At 31.2% G+C, this 16699-nt stretch carries 17 protein-coding genes and 1 pseudogene; 6 read left to right on the forward strand and 12 right to left on the reverse strand.

The window, feature by feature from the left end; all coding sequences use genetic code 11:
• Window positions 1-85: 85 nt before the first annotated feature.
• Complete coding sequence (locus FBE93_RS06595) at window positions 86-1609, reverse strand: AAA family ATPase (protein ID WP_165434297.1); 1524 nt, start codon at window positions 1607-1609, stop codon at window positions 86-88.
• Complete coding sequence (locus tag FBE93_RS06600) at window positions 1609-2469, reverse strand: NAD(+) kinase (RefSeq protein ID WP_002866499.1); 861 nt, start codon at window positions 2467-2469, stop codon at window positions 1609-1611. Before FBE93_RS06600 ends, FBE93_RS06595 begins: the two co-directional genes overlap by 1 nt.
• 90 nt (window positions 2470-2559) lie before the next feature.
• Here FBE93_RS06600 and aspS point away from each other — a divergent pair, with 90 nt between their 5' ends.
• From aspS to msrA, 4 genes and pseudogenes are all read left to right on the forward strand, one after another.
• Window positions 2560-4311, forward strand: a complete 1752-nt coding sequence (gene aspS, locus FBE93_RS06605) for an aspartate--tRNA ligase (protein ID WP_002854803.1) — start codon at window positions 2560-2562, stop codon at window positions 4309-4311.
• Complete coding sequence (locus FBE93_RS06610) at window positions 4308-4886, forward strand: adenylate kinase (protein WP_165434298.1); 579 nt, start codon at window positions 4308-4310, stop codon at window positions 4884-4886. Before aspS ends, FBE93_RS06610 begins: the two co-directional genes overlap by 4 nt.
• A 9-nt stretch (window positions 4887-4895) precedes the next feature.
• Window positions 4896-5414: an inorganic diphosphatase gene (gene ppa, locus FBE93_RS06615; protein WP_002855031.1), complete on the forward strand. Its 519-nt coding sequence runs from the start codon at window positions 4896-4898 to the stop codon at window positions 5412-5414.
• Between the two features lie 40 nt (window positions 5415-5454).
• Window positions 5455-5951: pseudogene (gene msrA, locus FBE93_RS06620) on the forward strand (peptide-methionine (S)-S-oxide reductase MsrA).
• Between the two features lie 175 nt (window positions 5952-6126).
• Here msrA and FBE93_RS06625 read toward each other — a convergent pair.
• Genes FBE93_RS06625 through ilvC form a run of 5 tightly spaced genes read right to left on the reverse strand, consistent with a single transcriptional unit; the run spans window position 6127 to window position 10246 of the window.
• On the reverse strand, window positions 6127-6966 hold the full coding sequence (locus FBE93_RS06625) for an RsmB/NOP family class I SAM-dependent RNA methyltransferase (RefSeq protein ID WP_079264093.1): 840 nt from the start codon (window positions 6964-6966) through the stop codon (window positions 6127-6129).
• A gap of 28 nt (window positions 6967-6994) precedes the next feature.
• Window positions 6995-7378, reverse strand: a complete 384-nt coding sequence (ruvX, locus tag FBE93_RS06630) for a Holliday junction resolvase RuvX (RefSeq protein ID WP_002856861.1) — start codon at window positions 7376-7378, stop codon at window positions 6995-6997.
• A complete protein-coding gene (locus FBE93_RS06635) occupies window positions 7375-8148 on the reverse strand; it encodes a DNA-processing protein DprA (protein WP_002932002.1) in 774 nt (257 codons plus the stop codon). Before FBE93_RS06635 ends, ruvX begins: the two co-directional genes overlap by 4 nt.
• Complete coding sequence (locus tag FBE93_RS06640) at window positions 8138-9220, reverse strand: divergent polysaccharide deacetylase family protein (protein ID WP_002931999.1); 1083 nt, start codon at window positions 9218-9220, stop codon at window positions 8138-8140. The genes FBE93_RS06635 and FBE93_RS06640 overlap by 11 nt, the downstream gene beginning before the upstream one ends.
• A gap of 3 nt (window positions 9221-9223) precedes the next feature.
• Window positions 9224-10246, reverse strand: a complete 1023-nt coding sequence (gene ilvC / locus FBE93_RS06645) for a ketol-acid reductoisomerase (protein WP_002931987.1) — start codon at window positions 10244-10246, stop codon at window positions 9224-9226.
• Between the two features lie 118 nt (window positions 10247-10364).
• Between ilvC and FBE93_RS06650 the strand changes: the two genes are divergently transcribed.
• Both FBE93_RS06650 and holA read left to right on the forward strand, forming a co-directional pair.
• Window positions 10365-12299 (forward strand): ribonuclease R family protein, encoded by a 1935-nt coding sequence (locus FBE93_RS06650; protein ID WP_165434299.1) that lies wholly within the window; start codon window positions 10365-10367, stop codon window positions 12297-12299.
• The gene (holA, locus tag FBE93_RS06655) at window positions 12292-13257 is read left to right on the forward strand and encodes a DNA polymerase III subunit delta (protein WP_002921151.1); all 966 of its coding nucleotides are present in this window, start codon (window positions 12292-12294) and stop codon (window positions 13255-13257) included. Before FBE93_RS06650 ends, holA begins: the two co-directional genes overlap by 8 nt.
• Window position 13258: 1 nt before the next feature.
• On the opposite strand, the gene hypA is transcribed toward holA, so the two are convergent.
• From hypA to hypB, 5 genes are read right to left on the reverse strand one after another with little or no spacing between them, the layout of a single operon-like run.
• A complete protein-coding gene (hypA, locus tag FBE93_RS06660) occupies window positions 13259-13603 on the reverse strand; it encodes a hydrogenase maturation nickel metallochaperone HypA (RefSeq protein WP_002931982.1) in 345 nt (114 codons plus the stop codon).
• On the reverse strand, window positions 13603-14577 hold the full coding sequence (hypE, locus tag FBE93_RS06665; RefSeq protein WP_002931981.1) for a hydrogenase expression/formation protein HypE: 975 nt from the start codon (window positions 14575-14577) through the stop codon (window positions 13603-13605). Before hypE ends, hypA begins: the two co-directional genes overlap by 1 nt.
• The gene (gene hypD / locus FBE93_RS06670; protein ID WP_002931980.1) at window positions 14574-15665 is read right to left on the reverse strand and encodes a hydrogenase formation protein HypD; all 1092 of its coding nucleotides are present in this window, start codon (window positions 15663-15665) and stop codon (window positions 14574-14576) included. Before hypD ends, hypE begins: the two co-directional genes overlap by 4 nt.
• Window positions 15649-15930, reverse strand: coding sequence for a HypC/HybG/HupF family hydrogenase formation chaperone (locus FBE93_RS06675; RefSeq protein WP_002776342.1), 282 nt, complete (start codon window positions 15928-15930; stop codon window positions 15649-15651). The genes hypD and FBE93_RS06675 overlap by 17 nt, the downstream gene beginning before the upstream one ends.
• The gene (hypB, locus tag FBE93_RS06680) at window positions 15930-16673 is read right to left on the reverse strand and encodes a hydrogenase nickel incorporation protein HypB (protein ID WP_165434300.1); all 744 of its coding nucleotides are present in this window, start codon (window positions 16671-16673) and stop codon (window positions 15930-15932) included. Before hypB ends, FBE93_RS06675 begins: the two co-directional genes overlap by 1 nt.
• Between the last annotated feature and the right edge of the window lie 26 nt (window positions 16674-16699).

Consider the following 16699-nt stretch of genomic DNA (forward strand, 5'->3'; position numbering starts at 1 on the left):
TATATCTAAAATTTTTAATATATTTGCTTCAAAGAAAGGAAATTTTATAGTTATATATTCTAACATAGTAAAATAAAAAATCCGCTTAATTCTTAAACAAGGTCTTAGCAAATTCGATTGCTTCATCACTAACAAGCTCTCCGCTTACCATCCTAGCAAGCTCTTTAATTCTTTCTTCTTGATCAAGCTTTTTTACCTTGCTTTCTTCGCCATTTTTTTCAACTAAAAAATGATTATGTGCCTTAGAGGAAAGTTGAGGCAAATGAGAAATAGCAAAAATTTGATAAAACTTAGAAAGCTCTTCTAAAACCTTGGCTATACTCATAGCCTCTTTTCCACTTAAATTTGCATCAATTTCATCTAAAAATAATATCCCTTTACCTGCATTTAAAATTTTACATTCTGTGGCTATAAAAGCAAGTCTTAAGCGATTTAATTCACCCGAACTTAAATTTTTTAAATGAGCTAAATTAATATCTAGCATTATCTCATCTTTGCCTAAAATTGAAATTTTTTCATTTTCTTTAAGTGTCAAACTTGCGTCTTTCATATAAAGATCTTTAAGATAATTATTTAAACATTTTTCTAATTTTTTAAGGTTTTTCTTTCTTGTTTGACTTAAAATTTGCGCTTTTTCTTCTAATTTTTGTTTTAATTCTTGAAATTTTTTTTCAAGTTCTTTTTTTTCAAAACTTAAATTTTCATAATGTTCTAGTTCATGTTTTTTTTGTTTTAAAACCTCTAAAGCATTTTCTATGCTTTCATAACGCTTGATGAGATAGGACAAATTTTCAATGCGATCTAAAAGCGTCTCCACATCAAAATCCAAATCTTCCATTTTTTGATTTTCACAAATCACGCGTAATTCATTTAAACATTCACTAAAAAAACTTGCATCAACTTCGCTTAAATTTAAAGCTTCAATAACAACTTTTTCAAGTTCAAAAATACGCTCTGCCTTACTCCAAGCTTCTTCTAATTTATCTTTTTTAGAAAGCTTTTTTTTAAGTATTAAAAGCTCTTCATACTCACCTATTTTAGGATTAATGCTTGAAATTTTTTCAATTTGCACTCTAGCTAATTCTTTTAATTCTTCTACTTTTTTTTCTTCTTCCAAAATTGCATTAAGCTCATTAGAAATTTGACTATAAGCATTAAAATCTTTTTTAAAATCTTCTAAAAAGGAAATAAAATTTGTATTTTCTTGCATTTCTAAGGCATCTAAGAGATTTAAAAATTTTTCATTTCCAAATTCGTTATTTTCCTTTGCGCTTAAATACTTAATAAAAGTTTTACTTAAATTTTGCAAATTTTTTTTCGCTATGCTTTGATTGTTAATAAAATATTTTGTGTTTTTTTCTTTTAAAAGCTTAAAAACATTCTCCTCTTCGCTTTCTATGCCAAAACTTTCTAAATCTAACTTATCATCTAGTTCTATTTCGACAATTTTAGCCTCACTTTCACTCAAAGAAAATGCGGATAAAATTCCTTTAAACAAAACTGATTTTCCAGCTCCACTTAGGCCTGTAAAAACGGTAAGCCCTTTAGAAATTTCAAGCTCAGCCTTTTTAAAACCAAGATTTTCTTTCATAAAAATTCTATTTATCATCAATTTCCCCAGTGTAATTTTTCTTTTAAAATTTGAAAATAATCCCTATTTTTTGGGTGAATTAAAGCCACATTTTTATCACTTAAACCCACTTTTATACTTTTAAAATCATTCATTTTATAATTTTCTTGCCCATCAATACAAAGTATGCAATCCTTTGCCATAATCTCTATTTCAAAACCTTTTGGCAAAACAATAGGGCGTTGTGTTAAAGAATGAGAACAAACAGGAGTTAAGATAAAAGCTTGAGCTAAAGTATAAACTATGGGCCCATTTGCGCTTAAATTATAAGCTGTTGAACCCGCAGGAGTTGCAACAATAAGCCCATCTCCAAAATATTCATTAAATTTCTTTTCTTTTCTAAAAACTTCTATATGAGCCATAGAAGCTTGATTGTTTTTACTGATGACCACATCGTTAAAAGCTAATTTTTCTAAAATTTTTCCTTGCTTATCTTCTAAAAAAACACTTAATAAATAAGGCTTTTCTATTCTAAATTCTCCTTGAAAAAAAGCTTGAAAAAAATTTTCAGCTTCATCAACTTTAAAATCTGTTAAAAAACCTAAATGTCCAGCATGAATTCCTAAAACTGCTTTATCATATTCACAAGCTTTACGACATAAAGAAATCAAAGTTCCATCTCCACCTAAAGAAATAACAAAATCAGATATTTTAAACAAATCATCCAATCCATACTTTGGCAAATCTAAAATTTCAGAACTTTCTTTAAACAATACAAGTTCAACTTTATATATAGATAAAATCGATTGAAGTTTTAAAATTTCCTTATCTAAACTCACATTGGGTCGTGTAACAAGTCCGATTTTTTTAATATTTTTATAATCTATTTTATTTTGCATAAAAAATTATATCAAATCTTAGCAAAGCAAAAGAATAAAAATACTATAATTTTGCTCATTATCTTAAAAAATCTTTTTCAAGGAATAAATTTGCGAAGTCATTATAATACAGACTTGGGAATTTCCCATGTTGGTCAAAGCGTTAAACTTTGCGGTTGGGTAAATAGCTACCGCGATCATGGTGGAGTTATTTTTATAGATTTAAGAGATAGAAGTGGTATTATCCAACTTGTTTGCGATCCAAATGATAGCAAAGAAGCTCATGAAATCGCTTCCAATGCAAGAAATGAATTTGTACTTATTGCAGAAGGTGCTATTCGTCCGCGTGGCGAAGGACTTGTAAATCCTAAATTAAAAACAGGAGAAATCGAAGTAGTTGTTTCTAAACTTACCATAGAAAATGAAAGTGCCGTACCTCCTTTTGCTATCGCCGATGAAAGTGTAAATGAAGAATTACGCTTAAAATATCGCTTTTTAGATTTAAGAAATCCTAAACTTTATGAAAATTTTGCCTTGCGTTCTAAAGCTTGTATAGCAGCTAGAAATTCTTTGGCAAATATGGGATTTTTAGAAGTTGAAACCCCTATTCTTACCAAAGCTACTCCCGAAGGCGCAAGAGATTATCTCGTGCCTTCTCGTGTGCATCAGGGTGAATTTTATGCTCTTCCACAAAGCCCTCAGCTTTTCAAACAACTTTTAATGTGTAGCGGTTTTGATCGTTATTTTCAAATCGCAAAATGTTTTAGAGATGAAGATTTAAGAGCTGATCGCCAACCTGAATTCACACAAATTGATGTTGAAATGAGTTTTTGCGAACAAAAAGATGTAATCAATGTAGCTGAAACTTTTTTAAAAGATATTTTCAAAGCTTGCGGCAAAGAAATTCAAACCCCTTTTAGACAAATGCAATACAAAGACGCTATGGAGAATTATGGCTCTGATAAGCCGGATTTAAGATTTGATCTTAAATTTATTGATGTGATTGATATTTTTGCTAAGTCAAATAATGAAATTTTTGCAAATATTGCCAAAGATACAAAGAAAAATCGCATCAAAGCCATACGCGTTCCAAAAGGCGATACTATTTTTTCAAAAAGACAAATGCAAAGATTTGAAGAATTTGTGCGTAAATTTGGTGCTCAAGGCTTAGCTTTTATACAAGTTAAAGAAGATGGACTTAAAGGTCCGCTTTGCAAATTCTTTAGCGAAGAAGATTTAAATGAGCTAAGCAAACGCTGTGAACTTGAAGTAGGAGATGTGGTATTTTTCGGTGCAGGAGCTAAAAAAACCGTGCTTGATTATATGGGAAGATTTAGAATTTTCTTAGCCAACGAGTTAAATCTTATAGATCCAAATGCCTTAGAATTCTTATGGGTTGTTGATTTTCCTATGTTTGAACAAAATGATGATGGAAGTTATTCTGCGATGCACCATCCTTTTACCATGCCAAAAAATATCGATGAGACTGATTTAGAAGAAATTTCATCTATTGCTTATGATGTAGTGTTAAATGGCGTTGAGCTAGGTGGAGGTAGTATAAGAATCCATAAAAACGATATTCAACAAAAAGTATTTAAACTTTTAAATATCGATGAAGAACAACAAAAAGAAAAATTTGGCTTCTTACTTGATGCTTTAAGTTTTGGTGCTCCACCACATGGAGGTATCGCTATAGGACTTGATAGACTCATCATGCTAGTTACAGGAGCAAACAGCATAAGAGAGGTTATAGCCTTTCCAAAAACCCAAAGAGCGCAATGCTTAATGACAGATGCACCATCGCCTGCTAGCAATGAAGCAATGAGAGAATTAGGAATCAAATTAAGGGAGAATATAAAATGAAAGAATTGTTTTTAATCATAGGTGCACCAGGTAGTGGAAAAACTACCGATGCTAGTTTAATCGCACAAGCAGATGCGACAAATATCACACACTATTCAACAGGAGATCTTTTAAGAGCTGAAGTAGCAAGTGGGAGTGAGCTTGGAAAAACTATAGATAGTTTTATATCCAAAGGCAATCTTGTTCCTTTAGATGTTGTTGTAAATACTATAGTTTGCGCACTAAAAGCTGCTCCAACTAAAACTATTATCATCGATGGCTATCCAAGAAGCGTAGAACAAATGATGGAATTTGACAAGGTTTTAAGTGAGCAAAATGAAATTTGTCTTAAAGGTGTTATAGAAGTAAGAGTAAGCGAAGAAGTTGCCAAAGAAAGAGTTTTAGGCAGAAATCGTGGTGCAGATGATAATGAAGAAGTGTTTTATAATAGAATGAAAGTTTATATAGAACCTTTAAATGAAATTTTAGATTTTTATCAAAAGAAAAAACTTCATTTTATTATCGATGGGGAACGCACTATCGAACCTATCGTTGCAGACATGAAAGAACTGATTAAAAAAATTCAAAGTATATAAGGAGAAAAAATGGATTTAAGCAAAATCAAAATCGGAGATATTCCAAATAAAATCAATGCCGTAATTGAAATTCCATACGGATCAAGCATCAAATACGAAATCGATAAAGATAGTGGTGCTATCATGGTAGATCGCGTTATGGCTAGTGCGATGTTTTACCCAGCAAACTATGGTTTTATTGCCAATACTTTGGCTGATGATGGTGATCCTGTGGATATTTTAGTGCTTAATGAATATCCTATCCAAGCTGGAGCCGTGATTCCTTGCCGCTTAATCGGTGTTTTAATCATGGAAGATGAAAGCGGAATGGATGAAAAACTTCTTGCAGTTCCAAATTCAAAAATAGATGCAAGATATGACAATATAAAAACTTACACAGATTTACCACAAGCAACTTTAAATAAAATCAAAAATTTCTTTGAAACTTATAAAATTTTAGAGCCAAACAAATGGGTTAAAGTACAAGATTTTAAAGATGAAAAAGCTGCAATTGAAATTTTAGAAAAAGCAATCAAAAACTACAAATAATCCTAGCCCTTCAAAGGGCTAAACTCAAGGAAAACTCGCAATGAAAAATATCGTTTTAGGTGGTGGTTGTTTTTGGTGTGTTGAAGCCGTATTTGAACGCCTAAAAGGTGTAATCGATACTGAAGTTGGATATAGCGGAGGAAATCCAAATCCTAGCTATGAAAGCGTGTGTAATGGTGATGATAACATAGAAGTTGTCAAAATAAATTACGATGAAAAACAAATCTCTCTTCTTGAAATCTTAACACTCTTTTTTAAAATTCATGATCCAACAAGTATAGATAAACAAGGTGGAGATATTGGTATACAATATCGCTCAATAATCTTTTACGAAAATGAAGAAGATAAAATTTTAGCTCAAAATTTCATCGAAGAACAGCAAAAAATATTTAGCAAAAAATAGTTACTAAAATTTCAAGATTGCAAACTTACTACAAAGCTGAAAACTATCATCAACATTATTTTATAAATAATCCCAATCAAGGATATTGTCAAGCTGTAATAGTTCCAAAACTGCAAAAAATACAATCAGACTAATTTCATCTTTTTAAGGTTAAAAAAATTTCAACTTTATTCACAGCCTTTTCACGCTGTGATTTTCTTTTCAAAGTACTTAAAAATAGAACTTTAAGCTTTAAAATAAAGAAAAAATTATTTATTGTTTTTTAAGTTTTTTTATGAATTTGTATTTAAATGTGAATAATTTTATCAATTAACATAATTTCCTAAGCTTAGCTATAAAAAATCCATCATAGTCTAAGCTTGGTAAAATCCGTCTGCATTTTGAAATTTCAGCAAATTCTTCACTTTGCCCTGCTTTAGCCTCAACATTTTCCAAATCAATATCTAAAAGCTCTAATTTAAACTCGCTTTTTAAAGCATTCTCTATCACTTCTTCATTTTCTTCTTTGGTAAAGGTGCAAGTACTATATACAAGCTCTCCGCCTATTTTTAATGCCTTTAAAGCAGAATGTAGAAGTTTTTTTTGAGTTTTTGCAATATTTTTGATTTCTTTATAACTTTTTTCCAAATCAAAACCTATTTTAGCAAAAGTTGAACAAGGTGCATCAAGTAAAATTTTATCAAATTTTAAAGGACATAAATTGCCTATATTTTTACCATCTTTCATAAAAACTTTAGCATTCACGCCGTAATTTTTAAGATTTTTTTGCAAAATAAAAAATCTATCCCTACTCATCTCATTGCAAGCTAAATAACCTGTATTTTGCATAAAATTTGCAAGATTGATACTTTTACCACCCGGAGCTGCACACATATCAAGAACACTTTGCCCTGCTTTAACTTCTAAATTTAAAGCACACAAATAAGAAGAATAATTTTGTATATAAAAGTGCGCCTCATTAAAAGCTTTCATAGAACTTAAGATAGCCTTATCTTTGGCGTCAAACAAATAACAATAAGCGTTGATCTTTTTAAATTTTAAATTTTGTTTTAAAAATTCTTTTTCTAATTCTTCAATGCTGGTTTTTAAAGCATTTGCAAATACACAAACATTTTTTTCTTGAGTAAAAGAAGATAAAATATTTTGCATTTCATCTTTGGTATAAAGTTTTTCTATTCTAGAGAGCAAAATAATCCTTTATCATGATAAAAGCGGATAAAGAGTCTAATTTACCATCTTTTTTGCGTGTATTGGCTACACCGTATCCTAAAGCTTCTTTACTTGTTCCACTTTCATCTACAAAGCAAATTTCTTTATCAAATTCAAGCAAAGAAACAAAATGCTTAATGCGTCTTGTCATTTCTTCTTCGCTTGATCCACCCTTAGGAATGCCTACAATGAGTAAAGAAATTTCATGTATTTTAAGTAAATTTTTGATTTCATTGGCGGCTTGATTGCGATTTTTTCTTAAAACTGCATCTAAAGGCAAAGCGATCTTTTTATCTACGCAAAGCGCTACACCTATGCGTTTTAAACCTACATCTAAAGCCAAAGCTCTCATACTAAAACCCTTATAAAAAGCCCTTCTATGGAAATTTTTCCCTCAAGTTCGTATTCATAAACTTTTTGTCCATAAATTTTTAAAGCCTCATCAACACTCACACCTTTTTTACAAAACTCTAAAAATTCATCTTGATTTGTATCTATACTTGCAAACTCACTTACAAATTCTTTGAAATCACAAATCAATTTTGCTTTATTTTCCTTTAAAAGCAAATTAGTTGCTGTGCTTTCTCCTAGTCTTTGCGGTAAAACATATAAAGGTTTATTGAGTTCTAAAGCAAGTTTTGCACTTTGCATAGAACCACTTTTTATATCTGCTTGTGCAACTACAACGGCCTTACTTAAAGCAATAACCAAACGATTTCTTAGTAAAAAGTCATAATTTTTTGGCAAATAATCATCTTCGTATTCGCTTAAAGCCAAAGCATTTTCATAAATTTGTTTAATGATTTTTTCATTAGTTCTTGGATAAATTTGATCTAAACCATTAGCAAAAATACCTATAGTATTTGGCATAGCCGCCACACTTGCGGTGATATCCACACCCAAAGCACCGCCACTTACCACACAAAGATGAGCATTTTTAAGCATACTCGCTAAAGAAAAAACACAATTTTTCGTATAAACACTCATACGCCTTGAACCTATAATAGCGATTTTATCTTGTTTTAATAAAGATAAATTTCCTTTATAGTGTAATTTTTTAGGAGGCTTTTTTAAATCTTTAAAAAGTTCTAAAAATTCATCAGGCAAAATTTCACTTGCCATAAATTTCACTCAAATACACAAGATCAACGCCTTTTAACAAATCCTTACTTTGCTCTAAAGCTTTAAAAGTATTTTTCCTAGGATGTCCTATGGCTATAACAAAACCTTTTTTTTGTGCAAGTTTTACCGCACTTTCAAGTTGTTTTTTAACATAATTAACATCATCTTCATTATCCAAAAACATATCTCTTTGTATATAAGGGATACTGAGTTCTTTAGCGATTTTATTTGCCTTAGAATTTCCTATAGTTTTAGAATCTACAAAAAATATATTTTGATTTTTTAAAGCCTCGTAAAGCTTTCTCATAGCTTCTTCATTGCTTGTAAATAAACTTCCTGTGTGATTATTGATATATCTTAAATCCTTAAAATCTTTTTTAATTTGCTTGATTTTTTTAAAAATTCTTTCTTTGCTATCATTTGGATTTAAAGTATCAAGCTCGGGTTTATTGTAATTAATCGCTGCTAAAGGTAAATGCACCATATAAAAATCAAATTTTAAAGCAAGTTTTGGCGTTTCGCTATGGTTTTTATCTGGCGGAAAAAAAGAAGGATTTAACTTTAAATTTAAAGCTTTTAAACCTCTAACCTGACTTGCATTTGCCATATCATCGATAATAATAGCAAGTTTTGGTTTTTTAGAAATTTTATTTAAATGAATATCTTCATCAAAAGTTAAATTTTGATCTTGGGTTAAATTTGTATCTTTTGGAATAAAATTGTGTTCCAAACTCTGATTTTGCTCTAAACTTAAATTCTGCTCCACACTGCTTAAATTTTGCTCATTTAAACTTGTATTTAAATCATCGATTTCTTGAATTTTTTGCTCTAAAATACTTACAGATTTATTATTATCAAACTCATTCTCTTGAAAAATACCAATTTCATAATGATCTTTATTTGATGAAATTAAATCTTCTTGTTTATCAATAAAATAATCCGGCTTAACAGAAGAAACATCTTGGGAATTTTGATATTTTACTAAAATTCCCAAAGCTAAAGCTATACAAAGTAAAAAAAGTATAGCTATGATTAAATAACGCTGAATTTGAACTAATTTTTTCTTTGACAATGTTTAGTTCTTATCTTTATCTACTAATTTTTTAGCACTGATCCAAGGCATCATCACACGCAAATTGCGCCCTGTTTTTTCTATCAAAGAATCATTCATATTTTTGCGTTCTGCATGCATTCTAGCAAAACCTGCACGGCGTTCTAAGATAAAATCTTTTGCAAAAACACCATTTTGTATATCTTTTAAAACACCTTTCATCGCTTTTTTAGTCTCTTCAGTAATAATCTTTGGCCCTGTAATATAATCGCCGTATTCTGCAGTATTTGAGATAGAATAACGCATATCTGCAATACCACCTTGATAAATCAAATCCACAATGAGTTTCATTTCATGCAAACACTCAAAATAAGCCATTTCAGGTTCATAACCTGCTTCAACCAAAGTCTCAAAACCTGCTTGAATCAAAGCACTAAGCCCACCACAAAGCACAGCTTGTTCACCAAAAAGATCTGTTTCTGTTTCGGCTTTAAAGGTTGTTTCTATAATACCTGTGCGTCCGCCCCCAATCGCACTTGCATAACTTAAGGCTAAATTTTTAGCATTTTTACTTTCATCTTGATGGATGGCTATTAAACAAGGAGTTCCACCTCCTAAAGTAAATTCATTTCTTACTGTGTGTCCTGGTGCTTTAGGTGCTATCATGATAACATCTATACCTTTTGGAGCAACAATTTGACCATAGTGGATATTAAAACCGTGCGCAAAAGCTATAGCCTTGCCTTCACTTAAATTTGGTTTTATTTCGACATTAAAAATATCTGCTTGAATTTCATCAGGAGCTAAAATCATAACCACATCTGCTGTCTTAGAAGCTTCACTTACACTCATTACTTCAAAACCAGCATTTTTTGCTTTAACAGCACTTACACTACCTTCACGAAGTCCGATAATTACATTTACGCCATTATCTCTTAAATTCATCGCATGAGCGTGTCCTTGAGAGCCAAAGCCTATAATTGCTACTTTTTTTGATTTGATTAAATTTAAATCACAATCTTTATCATAATATACTGTAATAGCCATATTCACTCCTTAAAAATTCAAAAATTAAAGGTATTATTATAGCAATTAAAGTATAAATTTCATATTTTTTTTATAAACTTTATGTAAGAATTTTACAAAAAATCATAAAGTATCAAAAGTGAAAGAATTTTTAAACAGTCTTAGTTATGGCATTAGCTCTCATGAAGTAAGCAATGAATTTAAACAAATTTTAAGAGAGCTTTTAGCTAATCATATCACCAAAGAACACAAAAACAAATACTATCTTAACAATGGTTTTGCCTTTGGAGTACTTGATATTTCAAGCAAAGGCACAGGTTTTTTACAATGCTTTGATGAAAGTTTCAAAAAAGATCTTTTGATAGAAAACAAAAACCTAAAAGGTGCAAACTATAAAGATATAGTCGCAGTAAAACTTCTACCTTTAAAGAAAAAACGCCCCAGTGCAAAGGTGATTTTAGTTCTAAAAAGAGCCAATGAAACCTCTTTAGTGATCACCAAAAGGTACGGCGAAGCCGTGCTTGGAATGAATATCAAAACAGGATTAAGCACTGCCTTAAAAGCTTCTCAAAAATCCTTAAAAGCACTACCTTTAGGGACAATTTTAAAAATAGAAAATGAAAATAACAATATCATAGAAGTTTTAGGACATATCGATGATGAAAGCGTAGATGAAAAAATCTCCTTAGCTCTTTTTAATAAAAATAACGAATTTAGCGACGCTTGCATCAAAGAAGCTCTAGCAAACGGCGATAGTGTTGATGCGAGTATGTATGAAAATCGCATGGATTTAAGAGCCTTACCTTTTTGCACCATAGATCCTATACATGCAAAAGATTTTGATGATGCGATTTATTTTGACACTCAAAAACGAGAAATTTATGTAGCTATTGCTGATGTTAGCGAATATGTTTATGCTTATAGTGCTATAGATAAAGAAGCAAGAAATCGTGGATTTTCTATTTATTTTCCACATATTGCTATACCTATGCTACCTCGTCCCTTAAGTGAAAATATCTGTTCTTTAAAACCTCATTTAGATCGCTTAGCGTATTGTTTTAAAATCGCACTCGATCATGAAAATAAGGTCATAAAAGAAGAACTTTTTGAAGGTATTATCAACTCAAAACGCCGTTTTAATTACGATGAAGTTGATGAAATTTTGATACAAAAACCTGATTTAAAAGAGCTTTCATGGCTTTATGAGCTTTTTGAAATCACAAAAAATTTACGCAAAATGCGTCTTAAAAATGCCTTTGAATTTCGCACCGAAGAATTAAGAATGAATTTAGATGAAAATTTAAGTCTAAAAAGCACAGTTTTTGAAAAAGACACACCTTCGCATAATTTAATCGAAGATTGTATGCTTTTAGCCAATAAAGCCGCAGCAAAACTCATAGATATAGGTGTTTTTAGGAATCACTTAAGTGCTGATGCAAGAAAAATCAATAAGCTTTTAAATGAATTACGCGAACTCGGAATCGATGTAAATTTTAAGCCTAATCTTCCTGAGCTCATACGCGACATACAAGCTTTAGCTGATGAATTAAATTTAAGAGCAGAAGTAGATAAACTCATCATCAAAGCACAAAAAAAAGCGGAATATTCTAGTGTAAATGCGGGACATTTTGGCTTAGGTTTTGATAAATACTCACATTTTACAAGCCCTATAAGAAGGTATTCTGATCTTATTTTACACAGACTTTTAAAAGCCAAACAAAAAAACGATGAAAAACTTTTTAATTATCTACTTTTAAACATAGAAAGCACTTGCGAGAATCTTAGTACACTTGAAAGAGAGGCGGATAAGGTTGCTTTTGATTTTATGGATAGAAAATTTGCTAGATGGGCGGCTAAAAATATAGGCAAAAAATTTAAAGCTTTAGTTGTGCAAAATGATGGAGTTTGCATAGCTAAACTAGATGATGAAATCAAAGGAGCAGATATAATCCTTTATGATACGCGTGTAAATTTGCTAGAAAGTGTTGAAGTGCAAATCATGGAAGCAGATATAGTTATGGCAAAAATTTATGCTAAAATCACCCAAAGACTTATAAAGGAAGAAAATGTATAGAAAAGAGCTTCAAACCCTACTTTCTAAAGATTCAATACCTAATTTTTTCTTTCTTTATGGAGCAGATAATTTTCAAAGCGAACTTTATGCTGAATTTATAAAAGAAAAATATAAGCCCGATGAAACTTTAAAACTTTTTTTTGAAGAATACAACTTCACTCGTGCGAGTGATTTTTTAAGCGCAGGATCGCTTTTTAGCGAAAAAAAATTACTAGAAATCAAAACTTCTAAAAAAATTCCAACAAAAGATCTTAAAATTTTAGTAGATCTTTGTAAAAACAATACGGACAATTTCTTTCTTTTAGAGCTTTATGATGAAAACTCAAAGCAAAGCGACATAGAAAAAATTTTCTCTCCTCATTTTGCAAGATTTTTTAAAGCTAACGGAGCTAAAGAAGGCGTGGAGCTTTTAAGTATAAAAGCAAAACAACTAGGGGTTGAAATCACTCAAAATGCTTTATTTACCCTTTTTACAAGTTTTGATGAGAATTTATATCTTGCTGCGAGTGAACTTAATAAATTTAGCGGTTTAAGAGTAGATGAAAAAACCATAGAACAATACTGCTATAGTTTGAATACAGGAAGTTTTGAAAGCTTTTTTGAGAAAATTTTAAAAAAACAAGACTTTAAAAGCGAACTTGAAAAAATTTTAGACAATTTTAATGAAATTGCTTTAATCAACTCTTTATATAATTCTTTTTATCGTTTATTTAAAATCGCACTTTATGCTAAAGTCAATGGTAAAATTGATTTTAAAGATCTTTTAGGCTATACTCCACCCCCTCAAGTGGGACAAAATTTAAGCTCTCAAGCCTTTAGTTTAAAAATCGAACAATATAAAGAAATTTTCACTCTTTTGCTTAAAAGCGAATACGAGCTTAAAACCAATTCTAAGCTCGTAAAAAAAGAATTTTTAATTTCAAATTTACTTAAACTTGCAAGGATTTTGAAAAGCTAACTCACTCCATCACAAGTCGCATAAGGTGTAAGTCCTCACCTTGTGTGATTTTATATTCTATACTTTGACATTTAGGACACTTAAAAACATTTTCTTCTAAAATACTTGTTTGATCGCATTTTAAGCATAAAATTTCAAGTGAAACAAGTTCTATAAAAAGTTTAGCATTTTTACAAATATTTGAATTTTCTTTAAAAGTTTCAAAACAACGCTTAAAAAGATCCACTTCTATACCGCTTAAACGCCCGATTTTTACATAAATTTCTTGCACATTGTAAGCCTTATTGTTTAAGGCATTTTCTTCACAAAGTTCGATTAAAGATTCTACTATACTTAATTCGTGCATTAGCAAATTCTTGGTAAAAGTTCGCCTTTAGGGCTTTCTAAAAAGCGTTTTGCCCCATAAGCGTTTTGTAAAATCACACGTGCTTTTTTCTCTTCTAAAACTTCTCCTATAATACTCGCATTTACATTGTATTTTTTTAGAATTTCTAAGGCTTTTAACTCATCTTCTTTTTCCACACAAAGTATGAAAGTGCCTTCATTTGCAAGCTCATAAGCTTCATAACCAAAAAGCTCACAAAGTCCTAAAACCTCATCTTGAACGATGATTTTTTCTTCAAAGATCAAAAGATCATTTCCACTTTGCTTTGCCCACTCATTTAAAACCGCACTAAGCCCCCCGCGAGTAGCATCTCTCATTGCTACAACCTTTATATCTTTTTCTAAAAGCTCTAAAACCTCTTTATCTAAAGCCTTGCAATCACTTTTAATATCAGCTTCTAACTCATTTCTTTTGATTAAAACACTAGCTCCATGCCTTCCTATATCGCCTGAAAGAAGTATGCTAAGCCCTGCTTTGATATTTTTACTTTCTTTTTTAGAAATAATTTCACCTAAGGCTGTAGTGTTGATATAAATTTCATCTGCCTTACCCTTAGGAACAACTTTAGTATCGCCACAAACTAACATAACTCCGCATTTTTCACATTCTTCTTTAATGCTTTTTAAAATACGTTCTAATTTTTCTAGCTCAAAACCTTCTTCTAAGATAAGCCCTAAACTTAGATATTTTGGCTTAGCACCCACCATCAAAACATCGTTAATAGAACCACAAACACAAAGTTTGCCTATATTGACCTCTTCATCTAAAAAAATCGGACTTAAAACAAAAGAATCCGTGCTTAAAGCCAAATTTCCCAAAATAGCAGCATCATTATTTGCATTTAAAATTTCATTATCAAAGATCTTAAAAAGCTTAGTTAAAAGCTTATTCATCTCTTCTCCGCCACCTCCGTGGGCTAAGGAAATATTTTTCATACATTCACCTTTGAGTATTTATAATACGCCGCACAAGCACCCTCGCCAGAAACCATACAACTTCCTATAGGACTTCTTGGCGTACAAGCCTTACCAAAAACTTTACAATCATAAGGCTTGGCCAAACCTCTTAAAATTTGCCCACAAATACAGGCTTTGCTTTCATTTTTACTTTGCACCGTACAATCAAATTTTTTACTCGCATCATAGGCGCTAAATTCTTCTTTTAGCTCCAAGCCTCCATCTTTAATAAGCCCTAAGCCACGAAATTCAAAATCACACACCCTAAAGTATTTTTTTACTAAATTTTGTGCTTTAACATTGCCTTCTTTGCTTACGGCTCTTTTGTATTGATTATACACTTTAAAAGTACCTTCATTGCTTTGTTTTATGATATTTAACACACTTTCTAAAATATCAACTGGCTCAAAACCACTCACTGCTATAGGGGTTTTAAATTTTGCTGCTAAAGGCTCATAAATACCATAACCCGTTATCACACTCACATGAGAAGGACCTAAAAAAGCATTGATTTTTACATTTTCATCATTCATGATCGCTTCTACAGGTGCTGGAACTGTGATATGATTGATATGAAAAAAGACATTATTTATTTTTTCTTCTATAACCTTTTGAAGAAGTAAAGCACTCATAGGCGTAGTAGTTTCAAAACCTATAGCAAAAAAGATGATATTTTTGTTTAAATTTTGCTTAGCGATTTCCAAAACCTCAAGCGGAGAATAAAGCGCTCTAACATCAGCCCCTTTAGCTCTTAAATCCAGTAAAGAAATTTCACTTCCAGGCACCCTTAAAAGATCCCCTAAAGTACAAAAAATCGTATCTTTCATGGAGGCTAGCTTAATAGCTGTATCAATGCGAACTCTTGGCATAACACAAACAGGACATCCTGGCCCATGGATAAAGTTAATTTCCTTTGGCAAAATAGAAGGCAGGGCATATTTCATAATACTATGTGTATGCCCACCGCAAATTTCCATGATATTAATAGGATTTTTAAGTTCTTGTTCTATAAGTTTTTTTAAAGCTAAAATGCTTTTTTTATCTCTAAATTCATCGATGAAATTCATTTAAGCCCAAATCTCCCTCATCGCTTTTTATCTCTCCACTATTCATTTTTTCTACTATTTCTTGATAGGTTTTAATGCTTTCTAGTGCAGCTTCTTTGTCGATTTTTTCCATAGCAACGCCTACATGGATTAAGACATAATCGCCTTGTTTTAAAGGCTCATCAATCAAATCCAAATTAACTTTTCTTTTCACACCTAAAGTTTGCACTAAAGCATTGTTTAACTCATCGATTTCTAAAATTTCAGAAGGTATAGACAAACACATTAAAAAAGCTCCTTTCTAAGTTTAAGCACCTTATACCAAAGCTCCATATTGGTGCCATTTTTTGCATCAAGAGTGATAATATCTGCTCTAGGATTTAATTCTTTAATCAACCTAGTCGCCTCTTTAACATCAAAATCAAAATGATGGGCCAAATCTGCCTTTGTGATTAAAACTATATCAGCCTTTTTAAACATCACAGGGTATTTTTGCGGTTTATCACTTCCTTCAGTTACCGAAAGCAAAACCACATTTAAATGCTCTCCTAAATCATAACTTGCAGGACAAACCAAATTTCCAACATTTTCTATAAAAAGCAAATCCACATCATCAATAGCTAAATGATGCAAAGCCTCATGCACCATAAAAGCATCCAAATGACAGCTTTGCCCTGTAGTGATTTGATACGCCAAAGCTCCGGCATTTTTTACTCTTATAGCGTCATTATTGGTTTCTAAATCCCCTTCAATCACAGCAATTTTAAGTTCATTTTTCAAAGCCTTGATCGTGCTTTCTAAAAGCGTGGTTTTTCCGCTACCTGGAGAACTCATTAAATTGATACAAAGCGTGTTAGCCTCATTAAAATGCGCTCTATTGTGTTTAGCTTCTTCATCATTTTTGCTTAAAATTTTAGAAATTACTTCTATGGTTTTACTTTCTTTTAAACTTGGATTTTCATGGTGGTGATCGTGATGATGGTCATGCGTATGGCCTGAATTTATAGAGCAGCCGCAATCTTTACACATTTTCTTTCCTTTATATTTTTTGTTTC

The sequence above is a fragment of the Campylobacter sp. CFSAN093229 genome, assembly GCF_011068225.1.
Lineage (GTDB): Bacteria > Campylobacterota > Campylobacteria > Campylobacterales > Campylobacteraceae > Campylobacter_D > Campylobacter_D jejuni.

Bases quoted from the DNA above. Each gene is read 5' to 3' on its own strand.
- FBE93_RS06595 (WP_165434297.1), bottom strand. From the start codon at position 1,609: ATGATAAATAGAATTTTTATGAAAGAAAATCTTGGTTTTAAAAAGGCT.
- FBE93_RS06600 (WP_002866499.1), bottom strand. From the start codon at position 2,469: ATGCAAAATAAAATAGATTATAAAAATATTAAAAAAATCGGACTTGTT.
- FBE93_RS06610 (WP_165434298.1), top strand. From the start codon at position 4,308: ATGAAAGAATTGTTTTTAATCATAGGTGCACCAGGTAGTGGAAAAACT.
- ppa (WP_002855031.1), top strand. From the start codon at position 4,896: ATGGATTTAAGCAAAATCAAAATCGGAGATATTCCAAATAAAATCAAT.
- FBE93_RS06625 (WP_079264093.1), bottom strand. From the start codon at position 6,966: ATGCAAAATATTTTATCTTCTTTTACTCAAGAAAAAAATGTTTGTGTA.
- ruvX (WP_002856861.1), bottom strand. From the start codon at position 7,378: ATGAGAGCTTTGGCTTTAGATGTAGGTTTAAAACGCATAGGTGTAGCG.
- FBE93_RS06635 (WP_002932002.1), bottom strand. From the start codon at position 8,148: ATGGCAAGTGAAATTTTGCCTGATGAATTTTTAGAACTTTTTAAAGAT.
- ilvC (WP_002931987.1), bottom strand. From the start codon at position 10,246: ATGGCTATTACAGTATATTATGATAAAGATTGTGATTTAAATTTAATC.
- holA (WP_002921151.1), top strand. From the start codon at position 12,292: ATGTATAGAAAAGAGCTTCAAACCCTACTTTCTAAAGATTCAATACCT.
- hypA (WP_002931982.1), bottom strand. From the start codon at position 13,603: ATGCACGAATTAAGTATAGTAGAATCTTTAATCGAACTTTGTGAAGAA.
- hypE (WP_002931981.1), bottom strand. From the start codon at position 14,577: ATGAAAAATATTTCCTTAGCCCACGGAGGTGGCGGAGAAGAGATGAAT.
- hypD (WP_002931980.1), bottom strand. From the start codon at position 15,665: ATGAATTTCATCGATGAATTTAGAGATAAAAAAAGCATTTTAGCTTTA.
- FBE93_RS06675 (WP_002776342.1), bottom strand. From the start codon at position 15,930: ATGTGTTTGTCTATACCTTCTGAAATTTTAGAAATCGATGAGTTAAAC.
- hypB (WP_165434300.1), bottom strand. From the start codon at position 16,673: ATGTGTAAAGATTGCGGCTGCTCTATAAATTCAGGCCATACGCATGAC.